Source organism: gamma proteobacterium symbiont of Scutellera amethystina, assembly GCF_059730845.1.
In genome coordinates this window covers 770,235-785,528 of sequence record NZ_AP035935.1, presented here as the reverse complement: position 1 = coordinate 785,528, position 15,294 = coordinate 770,235, and the positions used below count along the sequence as shown (strand labels likewise).

The window sequence follows — 15,294 nt, the reverse complement described above, 5'->3', positions numbered from 1 at the left end:
CCTTACAGCTCGTCCAGAATCGCCAGCGCGTCCGCCAGCTTCTTCGCGCTATACACCTTCATACCGTCAATGGCCTTCTTCGGCGCATTCCCTGCCGGCACAATGGCGCGCTTAAAGCCGTGCTTGGCCGCTTCGGAAATGCGCTCCTGGCCGCTCGGCACCGGACGAATCTCCCCGGCCAGCCCGACTTCGCCAAAAATCACCAGATCCTGCGGCAGCGGGCGATCGCGCAGGCTCGACACCATCGCCAGCAGCAGCGCCAGGTCTGCACTGGTCTCGGTGACTTTGACGCCGCCGACCACGTTCACAAATACATCCTGATCGGCCATCTGCAGGCCGCCGTGGCGGTGCAGCACCGCCAGCAGAATCGCCAGACGGTTCTGCTCCAGCCCAACCGCCACGCGGCGCGGATTGCCCATCATCGAATGGTCCACCAGCGCCTGAATCTCAACCAGCAGCGGGCGCGTGCCCTCCCAGACCACCATCACCGAACTGCCGGAGGTGATCTCATCGCCGCGTGACAAAAAGATAGCAGACGGGTTACTGACTTCGCGCATGCCCTGCTCGGTCATGGCAAAGACGCCCAGCTCATTCACCGCGCCAAAGCGGTTTTTGTGGCTGCGCAGCGTGCGGAAGCGCGAATCGGCATCGCCGTCCAGCAGTACCGAACAGTCGATACAGTGCTCCAGCACCTTCGGTCCGGCCAGCGAGCCATCTTTGGTGACGTGGCCGACCATGATGATCGCCACGCCGCGCGTCTTGGCGAAGCGCGTCAGGTAAGCGGCAGTTTCCCGCACCTGCGCCACGCTGCCCGGCGATGACTGGATCTCCGCCATGTGCATCACCTGGATCGAGTCGATCACCATCAGCTTCGGCTGCTCCTGCTCGGCGATCAGGCAGATCTGCTCAATGCTGGTTTCCGACAGCATATTGAGGTTTTCCGTCGGTAATCCCAGACGATGGGCGCGCATCGCTACCTGTTGCAGCGACTCTTCGCCGGTGACGTACAGGGTTTTCATCCCTTCCGCCAGCTTACACATCACCTGCAACAGCAGTGTTGATTTACCGGCACCAGGGTTACCGCCAATCAGTATCGCGCTGCCTGGCACCACGCCACCGCCCAGCACGCGGTCAAACTCTTTAAAACTGGTCGAGAAACGCGGCAGCGCTTCCAGACTGATCTCCGACAGCTTCTGCACCCGGCTGGTGCCGGCGCTGCCGGCATAGCCGCTCAGGCGCTCATTGCGCGCGGCCGCAGGCGAGGCGGCAATGCGCACCTCGGTAATGGTATTCCAGGCGTGACAGGCGCTGCATTGCCCCTGCCAGCGCGGATAGTCAGCGCCGCATTCGTTACAGACGAAGGCGCGTTTTGCCGCTTTGGCCAAATCAAATCCTCAGTTAACGCTCTTCGTGAATCAGGCTGCCGGTGAGAATGCAGAACACTCCCATCAGGTCAGCGTGGCGGATAATCACTTCCGTCTGCTCATTCACTTTGGGTTTAGCATGATAGGCGATACCCAGCGCCGCGGTTTTAATCATCGGCAGATCGTTAGCACCATCGCCAATCGCCACGGTTTGTTCCGGTGCGATGTCAAAGCGCTGGGCCAGACTGTTCAGGGTATCGGCTTTAAATTGCGCGTCGACGATTTGCCCCAGCACTTCACCGGTCAGCTTACCGTCACGCATTTCCAGTTCGTTGGCTACCGCAGCGGCCAGATGCAGCGTCTGCCGCAGGTGATCGGCATAGAAGGTGAACCCGCCCGAGGCAATCGCCACCTGCCAGCCCAGCGCCTGCAACTTGTGCACCAGCGTGGTCAGGCCCGGCATCAGCGGCAGCGTGTCGCGCACCTGCTTCATGATGTTGGCGTCAGCGCCGGCCAGCTTCGCCACGCGCTCGCGCAGGCTGGCTTTAAAATCCAGCTCGCCGCGCATCGCGCGCTCCGTCACTTCCGCCACCTGCTCGCCACAGCCCGCCAGTTTGGCGATCTCATCGATGCACTCGATCTGGATGGCGGTGGAATCCATGTCCATTACCAGCAGCCCTGGCGTTTTCAGATGGGGGATTTTGCCAAGCGGCGCCACATCAAAGCCAGCCTCATGTGCCAGCTTGCTGGCACGCGGCGTCAGCGAGCCCGCCAGCCGGATTACCTGATACTCATCGACATTCCACGCGCTGACGATCACCATCGCCGCGCCCAGCTGATGCTGATAATCAGTCAGTTTTTGTTTATCGAGCCCGCGCCCATACAGTAACCAGCCAGTCCGACCGGCACGGTAATCCAGCGGCATCACTTCATCACCGCTCAGGGAAAGGGGTAAACCCGGCCAAAGAGAGACATCGGCGGGCAGATCGCACCAGGTAAGACGATTTGGCATTACAGCTCCTGTAGGGACAACAAAACCACGCAAGAGGCTACCTTGTCTGCGCGGGTTCTGGCAACATAATTGCCAGCCTTTCTGCTGTTACGTCACACGGGTTTCTGATGGTCAAAACCGCACTGAAATTTCGCCTGCATCGCACGGTGATCGTTCTTATCTCGCTGGCGCTGTTAGTGGTGCTGATGCAGGGCGCGTCATGGTTTAGTCTTGGCCATCAGATGGCCCGTTCCGAGCAGGTCGAGGAGCTGGCGCACACGCTGACGCGCCAGGTGGCGTTCAGCCTGAAACCGCTCATGGATAACAGCGACGATAACCGCACGCAGATTGAAGCCATCCTGAATCAGATGACGGATAACAGCCGCGTGCTGGACGCTTCGGTCTATGCCGACGACGGTAGCCTGGTGGCCCACAGCGGTGAGAGTATTAATGTGCGCGACCGCCTGGCGCTCGACGGTAAACGTGCTGGTAGTTATTTCAATCATCAGATTGTCCAGCCGCTGGAAGGGAAAGAGGGTCCGCAGGGTTTTCTGCGTATCACGCTGGATACCCATGTGCTGGTGACGGAATCGCGTCAGGTGGATAACACCACCAATATTCTGCGCCTGATGATGCTGCTGGCGCTGGCGATCGGCATTATCCTGACCCGCACCCTGCTGCGCGACCGCCGCACCCGCTGGCAGCAATCCCCGTTCCTGCTGACGGCCAGCAGAACGGTGAAAGAGGATAAAGAGGAAGAGACGGCGGCGGAGAGTGTGGAGACAGAGAGGAAAGAGGGTTGAGGCAGATAGCTCTCTATAGAAGCACGTCGCAGATTAATATTGCCGGGAGGTGGCTGGCTGGGATGGGATACAGAGTGACGGTGAAGGTTGGACAGGACAGCCTGATCCTGACGACTGGCAGCTAAAGAGAAAAAGCCGGAAGGATCGTTAAGATTGCGTCCGGCTACTATTATGGGACCTTAATTTTAATCGCTATTGCACTATCTACGACATCATCAAGCAGCATTTCTTCTTTCTGGGAGAAATTAGCATATTGAGACATAGCTCTGCATGTTGATAGTGTTTCAACTATTTCAAGAGAAAAATCATCACCATACTTAATTATTTCATTATAACGAATAGTGAAAAAAATCGCTGACTCAATTTTACCATTCGCATTAAGCTCAACTATTATTTTTTCGAGCGATCTCATTAATTCATTTAAAGCATTCACCAGGGAACCCTCATAGTTTTAACAACCCATGTTCTGGGGAGATTTGAAACCACAGCTTGATATCCTAAGCCAGGATATCCAGCGCCCTGAGCAGCTGCAGAACCTTCACTTCGGGGCCTTAAGTTCTAATAGATTAATTATGATTACTCTCCAGTCATGACGGATTGTTAGTTTTTGGCATAATAGGGAAATTTATTATCACAATAACAACTGTGACGACTATTTTGCAATCATCTTATGACATCAGCGCTAAAATATCACGCTGAGTATAATAATCTTTAAATTTCCATTAATAGATCGAATTGTTAAAACTATTTTCTTTTCGTAGCGTTTATTTGATAAAATCCGCGAATCGATCCAGCTTTAATAATCAGGCATACAGGTTTTAATGTTTAAACCACCGGTTAGATCTAACTGATCATCTACTACTCTTAAAATTTATGGAGAGTTGTAGCACTATCCTTACCCGAAAAGATATAGCAATGTATCGACATAAGGATAGTTTGAATTAAATTTTATGCTAACACTCTGATAATTATGGACCTTCCCAATATTTATTGTTTTCAGTAGCTCTCTCCAAATCGTCCATATCATCCTCTCCAGGCTCACGGTCAAATTTACCTCCAATCATTCCTCTCATCTTCGATAACAATGTAGTAATATCATTGTCATCAATGAAATTGGTAGTTTCTCGCTCATACGCTCTTCGCTTCTCCTCATTGATTTTTGATTCGTTATAATAATAATGAGCTATATTGTTTAATGACACCAATATATAATCAACCTCCTTATATAAATCAATTGCCTCAGCCTCTGTTAAATAGATTTTCTTTTTAATGTGCGACACTATCATTTCCTTTAATCATTATGTAATCATTAATTTAAATATCACAATTAACAGTTAATTCATCATTATGACACCGTTGATTTAGAATTCATCCCGACTCGAGGTTGGGCATTTATTTCAATAAAATACCGTTTGGATAATTCACCTGAACACTAAAGCCCCCTGTAAAAATCATTTATCAATGATTAAAAAAAACGCACTAAAACATAGCTAACAAAAATAGCAATCAATTAATAAAGAATATAATCATTACCACTTAATTAAATAAAGATCACCATAAAACATTAAGACCACAAATCAGCCTCGTCAACAAAATGGCATTATGTTACATTTTTCCCATATTTATAACACCACCCCATTCACAAGAGTTTTATTAGATTGATTAATAGTATCTTGCGTTATTATTTATACTCACCACTAATCATCCAGAAAGTTTTGGATAAACAAGTCAATAATAAACTTTCAAATACATCTACCATCATAATTTTACCAATCCATTACTGCCACCAATAAAAACATTGAACGATTCGTTTTTCGCGCAATAATGCAGAAACTTTTCACATTCTTTATATTTTTCATTAAGAGCAATACATCCAAACCCAACATCATCGTGGGGATAAATGGCCACATTTAAATTCAGATTAATATAAAAACAAACCTGACCAACAACTCCAGCATGGCACATCATCAATCTTGATAATCCCCTGAAGTCATTACTGTTATTACTTAGACTGAGTGAAAAAGCCGGCAAACAAGAATCACCATAAAGATAACTTTCAAAATCGTCAGTCATTGGTGAAAGTAATTTTTTATCTTTCATCTCCTCATATAAAGCCTGATAATTATCAATCGTTACTCTATCACCCTCTCTTTCATCATTAAATGAAAGAGCTGTAATAACAATTACACCTTCATCCTCTTTACCAAAAAAACCCTCGAATAAAGAAATAGCCTCGTCAATTAGAGGGTATGAAAAGGAATCTTTTTTTTCAAAAAAACCGACCCAACTTTTGGACAATCTAAATCCAGAGAAATTAATTTCATTTAGTGAGAGGCTACTTATCGATTTTAATGATCTTTCCATCACTCATACCTATAGTTATTTTATGCCTTGGCTTTGGTTCCGCTTTACCTATACCAACTTTCCATTCGCCTTGTTTATCACTATGCGATGTATTACTTTTACTCCATATTTCATTTGTATGATTATTCTTATAATCCCCACCTTTTACTTTAACAAAATCTTCAGGATGTGATGATGGAGTCCTTACTATATCGCCTATTTCAGCACTGTTTACTTTTTTCTTAGGATTATCTAAGTGGCATTTTGAAAGACCCAGGGGATCAATCCATGCCAGCGGGTTCGGCGCATACTGATAAAGATTCAGCCCACCCGCCAGCCCTATCGGGTCTTAGAATGTTATTCGGCTAAATTATGAATCATAGTGCTAGTTTCGTTCCTAGTTCACTGAAACTTTTAGACTAAAACTCATAAAACTGACCTCTCTTTGAAGCCAATATAAAACACCAGCAAGTCGAGACTCTTCATAATCATTACAGACGTAGAGAAAAAAATAATAATTTCTTTATTTTCTTTCAACACTGGACTGTTTTGCGATGATTATATCTGTGATTTGATTACTTCAGCAAAATTAAAATTATCCACATCCAAAACTGACATCATATTTAGCCAATAATGTCTCCAGTATTAAAAATGAATATCTATATAGTTCATCATTGTCACTTCCAATTTATACAGCCATATATCATTTTGCTTTAGATACTTCTTAATTTACGCACCAATCAATAATTCTTTTTTTAATTAACTCCAAAGAAGAGACATTAGCAACTATAACATGGATGGAAGAACCATCTACTTGGTTATCAAACTCGGTAATTGAAACAGTATCTTCATCTAAAACAACCTTAATGACATCGCCATTATTTTTCTTTCTCGCTGAAAATATAGGATCACCATCCATGAACGGCGTTCCATTTGAAAAGGTGGTATTGTAATATGGGCAGTCCACTGTGTTTCCATTGTTTACAATGCTTAAAAAGAAATTTCGCAATGAAGACTCCAGTTCCAAATATTCATTCACATTAACAAGGTAATTATTAAACATATTCACTCCAAAAATTCTTTCCCAGAAATAATTTCAATATCTACGCGTTCATGCTTAGTGTCTTTTACCATAAATGTTTTACTTACAGGTGCATCAGCTCCCCCACATTTACTAGCATTAGTTATGAATTTTTCTGCCTTTTGGAATGCCTCGTTTCTTAGCGTTAAATCACGTTTTTTAACTTTCCCTTAAGCTCCATCATCATTTTCTTAGCATCATCTGCCGTAAGGGGGGGGTCTTGGCTCCATGAAACAGATTCTTCAAGGGACAAGCCTTGTGCCTGGATTCGTCCTCAATGTGCTACCGCCAGGCTGCTCACCACAACCACTAAGTGAGGTAGTTATGATGGCTGGAACGCATTCTAAGTCAGGCACCGCCGCAGATAAAGCGGCAAAGACAGAACGGCAGTATGTTGTGGGATACCGCCCGCACAGAGGAGACGGAGCACGCCGCAGGTAAACCTTGCCGGGAAGTGGCTGGCTGAGATGGGGTTTGAGGTGGGTCAGAAGGTGACGGTGGAACAGGGCTGCCTGATCCTGACGGCGGGCAGCTAAAGTAAAAAAGCCGGAAGGATCATTCAGATAGCTTCCGACTTCGTTTTTATAACTGGATAGGTTTATAGTCCAGTATTTTGTCAGCTATTTCCTCAGCACTAAGATCTTCCTGGAAGATATAATTTGCAGCCTGAGGATCTGCAACGCTTCTACAAAGAAAGTCAATATCATTATCCGCTTCTTCTTCTGTGCCTTCACCACGCTGGATTTTTTCAATTAACTCTATAAGTTCTTTTCTTTGCATATTCAGCCTCAAAAATGATAAGCCCGATCCAATACTAAACTTGATAAAATGTTAATCAATTATCCGCCGGATAAGCCCCAAAGCTATCAATACAACTAACGCTATCGGATAGTTAAACAGCATGATCCAAGCACATATAAAGAAAGGCCAGGTGTTCTCTACTAATAAATCAGTGCAAAATACTATTTATCTGACTATGAAGGATGCGTCAAAAATAGAGTTGCCGGTTCAGTACTGGCGACAGGCAATGAATTTCAGTTCATTGAATAATGTAGACCCATGAGCGCTAACCTTTAAGCATTGGGCTGTTATAAATAATTACTTACAGGCTCTAATCACAATCAATGGCTGCAATAACTAATTCCTAACACCGAAATCAATATAACCTTCAGAAGTGATAGCTAAGCACCATTTTGCACTTTCGTCAAAAAAATAGTGATGCTGAGGAATATTGTGAATCACATAAACCACAAACTCAAGGAAAATCTTCGGATCCAGAGAAACCGCAAAATCAAGTGAGGAATCATTGATATAGTAAATTTTATCCTTTTTGTTTAAGAATTCATATAAGCCACTATCTTTTATGAACTCTTTAACATCAAAATCAACCTGCATGGAATCAAATTTAATTGGCCGTACAACATGTCTTAATAAAGAATCCCAATCAATTTTTGAACCTTTCCATTGAAAAGCTTCAGAAAGAATATCCGCAACAGGCTCCCATTCATTAATAATTATTGGCCTTGGAGAAAAGCCATCCATATCTGATAACACATCCTGTTCTAAAGTCACTTTGCTCTCCATAATTTTGATGGCAAGTCAAATAATCTCTGCAGTCTTTTCACCGATGACTCCGTAGCTTCAAATAGATAATGCTCACCTTTTTCTTTACCGCTGAATACATTTATATGAGCGCCACTACGCTCATCATATTCTATTCTGAATCCGGTTTTACCATCTGAAGTCGTCATTCCTACAGGCTTGCCTCTGGTAGATCCAAACTTCCCTGTGTTAACTTTTTCAGCCTTGAAGCCTCTTTCTTCAAGCCACTTTAGTGCTTTGTTTCTGGCTTGCTCAAACTATCCTTACACTTAGTCAACCCCAGCGGGTCGATCCAGTTCAGCGAGATCAGCGCATGCTGATAAAGATTCAGCCCACCCGCCAACCCTATCGGGTCCTGACTGATGAACCGCCCCGCATACAGAACATGGCAGCTTAAAAGAAAAAGCCGGAGGGAATGTTGAGATCGCCTCCATTTTTTTAGTCCATTAAGAAGTCATCATTTTCAAGATAACAAAACGTGGCTTCGAAAAGATCGAGTTTCGTCGAACCAGGGCTTTTTACAAGGTAATTTTCGATTAAAGCAGTAAACATTGGAGCGTCTAAAAAATCATCATATTAATTTACAAAATCAATTTCTTCATCTTCATTCTCTTAATGATAATACTTTCCATTATAAATATCGTCCCTAGACTCCGTATCAAATGAACTGTCCACATATAGCCGACCTACATCCGGAAGCCCTTTGTATTTCTTTAGCATCTCATCAAAATATTAAATAGCAATCATTTAACCTCCTTTATTTTCTGCATTTTTTTCCGCCACGCCATTTGTTACACCCCCGGCACCATCAGGATGATAAATCTTGTACTAACTTTTATAACTATTAAAATCAGCAAGTTGTGGTGTGGCAGGCATGTCAACATGATGCCATGTCATGTCTTTAGGGAAAGAGCTTCTGAAATTACCATTTCGCATCGGCTGGATATGATCCATTCCACCAAGATTTTTAATAAAAATCCGGAAGGATCGTTAAGATCGCTTCCGGCTTTTTTTAATTATATATACCTTTACTTTCAGCTTTTTCTATAAATATATCTTGCAGGCTTCCTTGTATTTCATCATCTTTATAGATCACAATAAAATCACCATCAATATTATCAGGGTAATGAGAACCATCCAGAGTACCTAATATGACCGAAGCACTATCGGCGATCGCGAGATCTATAAATTTAAATATACATTCCTTTTCTGCCTGACTTAGATTAGCCAGAGCATTTCTTGCTTTACCATAGGTATCAGTATCATTATTTACTGGTTTGCTGAGAGACTGCCTATAACGCTCGGAGTTATCTTCAAACAACTCTTTGAAGATAGCATTAACTACTTGTTCGTCAAGATTCATACATGCCTCTTTATCTTAATTCAGGATACATAGACTTGTTCAATTTGATAAGTTCCTGAAGTTTACTATTTGGTATCTCAGGATATACCCTTCTTAACTCCCTTATATCCCTCGCTACGACATCTCTGGCATTTGCAAATGGCAATCCAGTCTTGGGATTTATTTTACTTCTGGATACAATGCCTAATCCTTCTTTAGATACGGTGTGGCCGACTCGAGGAACTAATATGGCTGGAGCTGTCGCAGGATCATATCCTTCAACCAGATCTTTCATAATATTCTTCTGACCAACATGATGAGAGTCCAGTCCAAGATTTTTACCTTTAACAGCATTTTTATTACTTTGATGAGAACTTACATCCCATTTTTCAGGATCACATTTTCTTAACCCCAGCGGGTCGATCCAGTTCAGCGGGTTCGGCGCATACTGATAAAGATTTAGCCCACCCGCCAGCCCTATCGGGTCCTGACTGATGAACCGCCCCGCATCCGGATCATAGTAGCGGAACCGGTTATAGTGCAAACCCGTTTCTGCATCGTAGTACTGGCCCTGATAGCGCAGCGGCTGGTGTACTGGCTCAGCATGGCGCGTCTGCGCATGCTCTACCCGCACCGTGTTGCCCCACGCCCGGTACTCTGCCCGCCACGCTACACTACCATCCGCACTGGTCAGCTCACGCGGCATGCCTGCAACGTCATTATGATACCAGTGTACCTGCGCTGCGTGCTCCGTTTCACCCTGCTGCAGACTGATCTGTGCCAGTGGTGCAAAGCTCTCGTCTTCATAAATCCAGATATGCTGGCGCGAGCCACGCACTTCGCTCAGCAGACGGTTGCCGTCCCAGATAAAGCACGTCACGCCAAAGGCGTCACGTTTCCAGCTGCGACGGCCGAACGCATCGTAGCCGTAAGTAGTGCGCTGTTCTGTGCCGTTACGCGTGCTTACCGCCTCTGTCAGCTGGTGCTCGGCGTTCCAGGAAAACTGTTGCACCGTGTGCCGACCAATGCGCTTCTCAGCCACGTTGCCAAAGCTGTCATACGCCCAGCGCCGGTCTTCGTGCACCCTTAGACGGTTATCCTTCAGCGGCGGCGCGCCGACCTCACTCAGCAAATTATGTGCGGGGTCAAAAGCAAACCGCTCATCCTGCGCTCGCGTGAGTCGGCCCAGTGCGTCATATTCATAGCGGTGGTCACCGGTGTAGTGATCGACCATCTGCATCAGCTGGCCGTTGCGTTGCCATACATAATCACGTGCCACCGCCGTGCTGTCACCGCGCATAGCGCGCTGACTCACCAGCCGGCTCATCTCATCATGAACATACTCGCTGGCCAGCGCTCCCTGGGTACGGCGCACCTCACGGTGCAGCATGTCACGTTCGCTTTCGCTGATGACGCGACCGCCAAAATTGACCTGCACGCGGTGACCGCTGCCATAATAAAGGTTACTCAGCTCACGACCGTCCGGTAGCCTGGTATGAGTACGGTTACCCAGCTCGTCATACTGATGGCGCAGCTCGTAATTAATACCACGAATCAGGCTGCGCTCCGCCAGCAACTGGCTGGCATCATCCCACTCCAGCTCCACACGTCCGCCGTGATTGACGCCAGTTGTCAGACGTCCCAGCGCATCGTAACTGAAGCGGGTACGCTGCCACTTTGCATCTCCGCCGCGTGCCACCAGCTTCTCAAGCAGCCTGCCGCAGTTATCGCGCCGATAATGCGTGCGAATTTCCGGGCCGCTGCCGTTGCCTCGCTCGGTACGCGTCAGCGCATTTCCACTGGCATCATATTCATAATAGGTGGCAGAACCATCGAACCTCTGTTCACCGATCAGATTGTTATGCACATCGTAACTGAAGCTATAGCGCGTGCCATTTTCATTGATGAGAGCAACCAGACGACGTGCGCGATCGTATTCATAGCTAATAGGGTTACCGAGCGCATCTGTTCGCGTCAACGGCAGACCGTCCCCCGCCAGCGTCCAGCGTGTTGCCTGGTTCTGTGCGTCATACCAGGCTGTCAGGCGCTGCCAGCGGTCAAACTCGAAGCGCTCGACACCGCCATCCGCATGCACAATGCGCTGTGGCAGGCCATCACGACGGTTATAAAGATTGGTAACGTTGCCTGCGGCATCAGTTTGCTGCCTGAGCCAGCCGTACTTGTCATAATCAAAGCATGTGGTGCGTCCGGAACAATCGGTATGGCTAGTTAAAAAGCCGGCGCTGTTCCAGCTCAGCTTTTGAACACCTGCTGCCGCGTCGCGGATACGAACCAGGTTACCCTGATCGTCATGGTTATATTCGGTAATGCGGCCAATCTCATCAGTGAAGCGAATCAGGCTGCCTGCAACGTCATAATGGTATTCGCGAATACCGCCCAGCATGTTTGTAACCCGCACTGGCAGGTTCCAGCGAGCATGGTAGTCAAAGCGTGTCGTCTGGCCATCCGGTTCGATAACGGCAGTGCAGTTACCGCGCTCATCATAGCGATAACGCGTCACACGGCCAGCCTGATCAGTAAGCTGTATTATCTGTCCACGCGCGTTACGGCGAATGCGGATATAGCCGCCCGAAGCATCACGAAAACCGGTTAACTCGTGGTTATCGTCAAAGTCATAGCGCGTGACGCGGCCCAATGCGTCAGTGACGGTTGTACTGTTACTGGCGTAGTCGAAACGCCATTCACCGCCAAGACAGTCACGATGCGCCAGTACTTTGCCATCCGGTGCGTGTTTATCGTAGTGATAGAAACACTCAAGTTCGCCCGCACGACGATGTGCCACCATTACATGATTCCGATAACGAAATTCACGCAGCACCTCATCATGCTCATTGCGAACAGCACTTAAATCTCCTTCAGAAGAATAATCATAGCTGCAGAGCTTTTCGGCACTCAGGGGGGCAGATGGATAACAAACGCTTACGGCAGTGATACGTTCAACGCTTCGATCTTCATCAAGCATCAGTCGGGTAAAGGTAATATTGAAGCGTCGCCCTGCACTGTCAGTAATTACTATCGGCTGATGTTGCGCGTTGTACTGCAGAGTGAGGCGATTACCATGGCGATCGCTGATTGCCGTAAGTAGCCAGCGGCCCTCTCCTGCCTGATGAGAGAAGTGCCAGTGCTGGCTTTCATCAGGCGTAGAAATGCAAAACTCGCCCGGCTGTGGCTGGGAAAGTGATAGCTGCTCATAGCGATGCAACTGCGGCTCCCGACCCGGCTGTGGCCAGGGAAAATCAATTTCTCGACCCTGTTCATCAACCAGAATCAGCAGTTCGTTGTCTTTGCGTAATTCCTGAGCGAAAGGTAAAGACCACCCCTGACCTAACCAGCCGTTACCTGTTTCGTCGGAGAAATACAAACGCTGCCAGTTAAGCGGTACCGCAGCGGGAAAAGAAAAATCTTTATCATGATCGTCAAAAAGTAATTTAATACCCAGTAAAGGATTTACCGGACTACCAATTGCCATCTCAACCTCTGGCAATGGCCTCTGCGGAATTTTGCAGGGCTCAGTTTTTTTCTGCCCATGTCCTTTATCATTTCCGCCTTTATTACTGCCGGCCTTTTTCGCTTTAATAACTTCGTCAGCTTCTTTTTTTGCTGCTTTGGTTTCTGCTCTGGCCGCAGAACTTTCTGCCTTCACTGCAGCCTTTTCAGCCAGTGCTGTGCTTTCTTTGGCGACGGTTTTCCCGACTTTTGCCGCCTCAACCGCTTTGCCAGCTTTCGCTGCCAGCTTACCCGCTTTAAAAGCGGCTCCACCCCCAGGCACAAAGTTGGCTGCAGCTGAGGCAGCTGAAAGTGCCGCGTTGCCATAATCGCCCTCAGCGGTATAAATGGCAGCGTTAGCGCCGTCTGCTACGGCACCAATGACGGGTACTGCGCCAAGGACATCCAGGCCAGTGTGCACCCAGTCGCCATAATCGCTCCACCAGCTTTTCTTTTTTGGCGGGTTGGCACTGCCCGCCGTAACGTGACCCTGGGGCGCAGGCGCATATTGTAATTTACCAATCGTGTTTCCGGTTGCCATTGGAGCTCCGTGCAGGAAATTCAGGTATTAATGAGTAAGGATATGTGCGGGTACTTTCAGATTAATAAAAGGTAAAGTAACGTTGACGCAGCCGCCATTTAAAATGGTGACTAACTAAACTGTAGGTTGAGATTTCAGGCTGAAGGTAATATCTTTTGTGGAGAAATCATAGAACCCCATAAATTAAGAGGTAACAACAGTAAAGTTTAAACTCAAATCCGCATGCCTTTAGCAACAGCAAGTCTTTTGATTTCCATTAATTTAAGTGCCGTAGCATCATTGTTTTTACCTTCCTTTTTAAGCATGTCTTCGGGTAGATTGCTAAACCCCCATCCCGCTTTTGTCACTGCGTTTGGGTTGGCGCCATGATGTAAGAGGTATTCAACCTGATCGAGGTCCATTCTTGTCAAAGCAAAAATAAGCGCCGTTTTACCAGCGGTATCGGGCTTATTAACATCGGCACCTATACTGACAAGATATTCCAGCACAGGCATTGAGTTTTCTGACGTTGCGTTCATAATTAATGGACGTGCACTACTAACAGCATTTTTATCAAGACCACCCGCAATCAATGCCTTAAGATAGCGGGGATCGTTTGAGCGGGCCATAGCATCTGCAGCACTGCCATATTGAGGAATAATGTACAATGGATCCGCGCCTTTCTTTACCAGTTCGGTTACGATTTGAAAACTGGCATCTGTTTTTTTGTTTGTTGCGGTTAAAAGCGCGTACATCAAAAGTGTCATTCCCTTCTTGCCTGACATATTCAGGATATCGACCTTAGCTAAGGTATCCACTGCAAAAGCGTTTCCCTCTCTGATAGCAACAGCGGCTTTCAAAGCATAACCTGAGAATTATTTTCAGCTGAAACAGCCTTAGCCAGACATTTATTCACAACAAGAAGAATGAATACGAAAGCAAAGAACTTTATGCAGTACGTCCCTGTAATAATTTTTAGCACTCCCTTTCCTTCTTAAAAGGTCCTCATGCCTTTACTTTCGGCTATTTTTTTGATGTCGAGAAGTTTTTTCATTGTAGTATCATTGTCGCCTTTTTCAATTTTTTTCTGTAGCATTTCTCTAAAACCCCAGCCTGCTTTATTTTTTACGTTAGGATTTGCACCATGTTGTAACAGGAAATCAACTTCATCTAAATCATACCTCCCCAATCCCACCATCAGTGCAGTTTTGCCAGCTGAGTCAGGTTGATCTACATCAGCACCGATACCGACCAGATATTCCAGCACTTTTCTTGAATGGTGGGAAGTTGCATTAATAATTAGCGGACGATAATTGCTCACTGCATTTTTATCCAGACCGCCATCAATTAATGCCTTCAGGTAACGAGGATCGTCTGAAGTCGCCATCACCTCAGCCGCACTTCCGTAATTTGGTATATTAAATAGTGGATCTGCCCCGGCCTTAACTAGTAAAGAGATGATATCAAAGCCCGTTTTTGTATCATTACTACTTGCTACGAGCAATGAATAAACCAGTATAGTCATGTCCTCACCACCTGGCTTATTTAAATTCACATTAGAAGATAAGGCTTCAACTTCTTTAATATTCCCTTCTTTAATCGCTTGGGCCAATTGCAGCTGCTCGCCGCTAAAATAAGCCTCTGGCTCAGACACTTTCATACTTGCACATCCTATATTAGACATTATAGCAAAAGGAATAAATAAAAATAACCTCATGATATTTTTGATATTTTTTATCAT

The 15,294-nt window shown here is 46.3% G+C and carries 14 protein-coding genes and 2 pseudogenes; 2 read left to right on the top strand and 14 right to left on the bottom strand.

From position 1 onward, the window contains the following. Positions 1-2: 2 nt before the first annotated feature. Positions 3-1,385, bottom strand: a complete 1,383-nt coding sequence (gene radA, locus AC6I79_RS03660) for a DNA repair protein RadA (protein ID WP_021506810.1) — start codon at positions 1,383-1,385, stop codon at positions 3-5. Positions 1,386-1,398: 13 nt separating this feature from the next. Continuing rightward, on the bottom strand, positions 1,399-2,376 hold the full coding sequence (serB, locus tag AC6I79_RS03655) for a phosphoserine phosphatase (protein ID WP_058780963.1): 978 nt from the start codon (positions 2,374-2,376) through the stop codon (positions 1,399-1,401). 107 nt (positions 2,377-2,483) lie between these two features. On the opposite strand from serB, the gene AC6I79_RS03650 reads away from it, so the two are divergent. Then, positions 2,484-3,158 (top strand): YtjB family periplasmic protein, encoded by a 675-nt coding sequence (locus AC6I79_RS03650; RefSeq protein ID WP_021506808.1) that lies wholly within the window; start codon positions 2,484-2,486, stop codon positions 3,156-3,158. A gap of 169 nt (positions 3,159-3,327) precedes the next feature. On the opposite strand, the gene AC6I79_RS03645 is transcribed toward AC6I79_RS03650, so the two are convergent. From AC6I79_RS03645 to AC6I79_RS03625, 5 genes and pseudogenes are all read right to left on the bottom strand, one after another. Further along, positions 3,328-3,591 carry a hypothetical protein gene (locus AC6I79_RS03645; RefSeq protein ID WP_146068797.1) on the bottom strand — a complete coding sequence of 88 codons (264 nt, stop codon included), beginning with the start codon at positions 3,589-3,591 and terminating at the stop codon, positions 3,328-3,330. Positions 3,592-4,126: 535 nt separating this feature from the next. Beyond that, the gene (locus tag AC6I79_RS03640) at positions 4,127-4,438 is read right to left on the bottom strand and encodes a hypothetical protein (protein WP_394521408.1); all 312 of its coding nucleotides are present in this window, start codon (positions 4,436-4,438) and stop codon (positions 4,127-4,129) included. A 478-nt stretch (positions 4,439-4,916) separates the two neighbouring features. Further along, positions 4,917-5,522, bottom strand: coding sequence for a hypothetical protein (locus AC6I79_RS03635; protein WP_159377903.1), 606 nt, complete (start codon positions 5,520-5,522; stop codon positions 4,917-4,919). Then, positions 5,494-5,850: pseudogene (locus tag AC6I79_RS03630) on the bottom strand (hypothetical protein); the annotation flags it as partial. The pseudogene AC6I79_RS03630 and the gene AC6I79_RS03635, both read right to left, overlap by 29 nt. A gap of 375 nt (positions 5,851-6,225) precedes the next feature. Continuing rightward, positions 6,226-6,564 carry a hypothetical protein gene (locus AC6I79_RS03625; RefSeq protein ID WP_159377904.1) on the bottom strand — a complete coding sequence of 113 codons (339 nt, stop codon included), beginning with the start codon at positions 6,562-6,564 and terminating at the stop codon, positions 6,226-6,228. A 485-nt stretch (positions 6,565-7,049) separates the two neighbouring features. Here AC6I79_RS03625 and AC6I79_RS03620 point away from each other — a divergent pair, with 485 nt between their 5' ends. Further along, a complete protein-coding gene (locus AC6I79_RS03620) occupies positions 7,050-7,118 on the top strand; it encodes a SymE family type I addiction module toxin (protein ID WP_236569477.1) in 69 nt (22 codons plus the stop codon). Positions 7,119-7,164: 46 nt separating this feature from the next. On the opposite strand, the gene AC6I79_RS03615 is transcribed toward AC6I79_RS03620, so the two are convergent. The 7 genes and pseudogenes from AC6I79_RS03615 to AC6I79_RS03585 all read right to left on the bottom strand — a co-directional run bounded on the left by AC6I79_RS03615 (position 7,165) and on the right by AC6I79_RS03585 (position 15,294). Next, positions 7,165-7,362, bottom strand: coding sequence for a hypothetical protein (locus tag AC6I79_RS03615; RefSeq protein WP_159377905.1), 198 nt, complete (start codon positions 7,360-7,362; stop codon positions 7,165-7,167). 357 nt (positions 7,363-7,719) lie between these two features. Continuing rightward, entirely contained in the window at positions 7,720-8,154 is a 435-nt protein-coding gene (locus tag AC6I79_RS03610; protein ID WP_236569469.1) for a type IV secretion protein Rhs, read from the bottom strand. Positions 8,155-8,449: 295 nt separating this feature from the next. Beyond that, positions 8,450-8,560: pseudogene (locus AC6I79_RS03605) on the bottom strand (RHS repeat-associated core domain-containing protein); the annotation flags it as partial. Positions 8,561-9,196: 636 nt separating this feature from the next. Then, on the bottom strand, positions 9,197-9,547 hold the full coding sequence (locus tag AC6I79_RS03600) for a hypothetical protein (protein WP_394521407.1): 351 nt from the start codon (positions 9,545-9,547) through the stop codon (positions 9,197-9,199). Between the two features lie 10 nt (positions 9,548-9,557). Continuing rightward, on the bottom strand, positions 9,558-13,574 hold the full coding sequence (locus AC6I79_RS03595) for an RHS repeat-associated core domain-containing protein (RefSeq protein ID WP_394521406.1): 4,017 nt from the start codon (positions 13,572-13,574) through the stop codon (positions 9,558-9,560). 212 nt (positions 13,575-13,786) lie between these two features. Then, positions 13,787-14,413: an ankyrin repeat domain-containing protein gene (locus AC6I79_RS03590; RefSeq protein WP_282954871.1), complete on the bottom strand. Its 627-nt coding sequence runs from the start codon at positions 14,411-14,413 to the stop codon at positions 13,787-13,789. 134 nt (positions 14,414-14,547) lie between these two features. Further along, positions 14,548-15,294 carry an ankyrin repeat domain-containing protein gene (locus AC6I79_RS03585; protein ID WP_282954870.1) on the bottom strand — a complete coding sequence of 249 codons (747 nt, stop codon included), beginning with the start codon at positions 15,292-15,294 and terminating at the stop codon, positions 14,548-14,550.

What these genes read in the sequence shown, in the direction of transcription:
- AC6I79_RS03600 (WP_394521407.1), bottom strand. Translation starts at nt 9,547, where the DNA reads ATGAATCTTGACGAACAAGTAGTTAATGCTATCTTCAAAGAGTTGTTT.
- AC6I79_RS03595 (WP_394521406.1), bottom strand. Translation starts at nt 13,574, where the DNA reads ATGGCAACCGGAAACACGATTGGTAAATTACAATATGCGCCTGCGCCC.
- AC6I79_RS03635 (WP_159377903.1), bottom strand. Translation starts at nt 5,522, where the DNA reads ATGGAAAGATCATTAAAATCGATAAGTAGCCTCTCACTAAATGAAATT.
- AC6I79_RS03625 (WP_159377904.1), bottom strand. Translation starts at nt 6,564, where the DNA reads ATGTTTAATAATTACCTTGTTAATGTGAATGAATATTTGGAACTGGAG.
- AC6I79_RS03615 (WP_159377905.1), bottom strand. Translation starts at nt 7,362, where the DNA reads ATGCAAAGAAAAGAACTTATAGAGTTAATTGAAAAAATCCAGCGTGGT.
- serB (WP_058780963.1), bottom strand. Translation starts at nt 2,376, where the DNA reads ATGCCAAATCGTCTTACCTGGTGCGATCTGCCCGCCGATGTCTCTCTT.
- AC6I79_RS03585 (WP_282954870.1), bottom strand. Translation starts at nt 15,294, where the DNA reads ATGATAAAAAATATCAAAAATATCATGAGGTTATTTTTATTTATTCCT.
- AC6I79_RS03650 (WP_021506808.1), top strand. Translation starts at nt 2,484, where the DNA reads ATGGTCAAAACCGCACTGAAATTTCGCCTGCATCGCACGGTGATCGTT.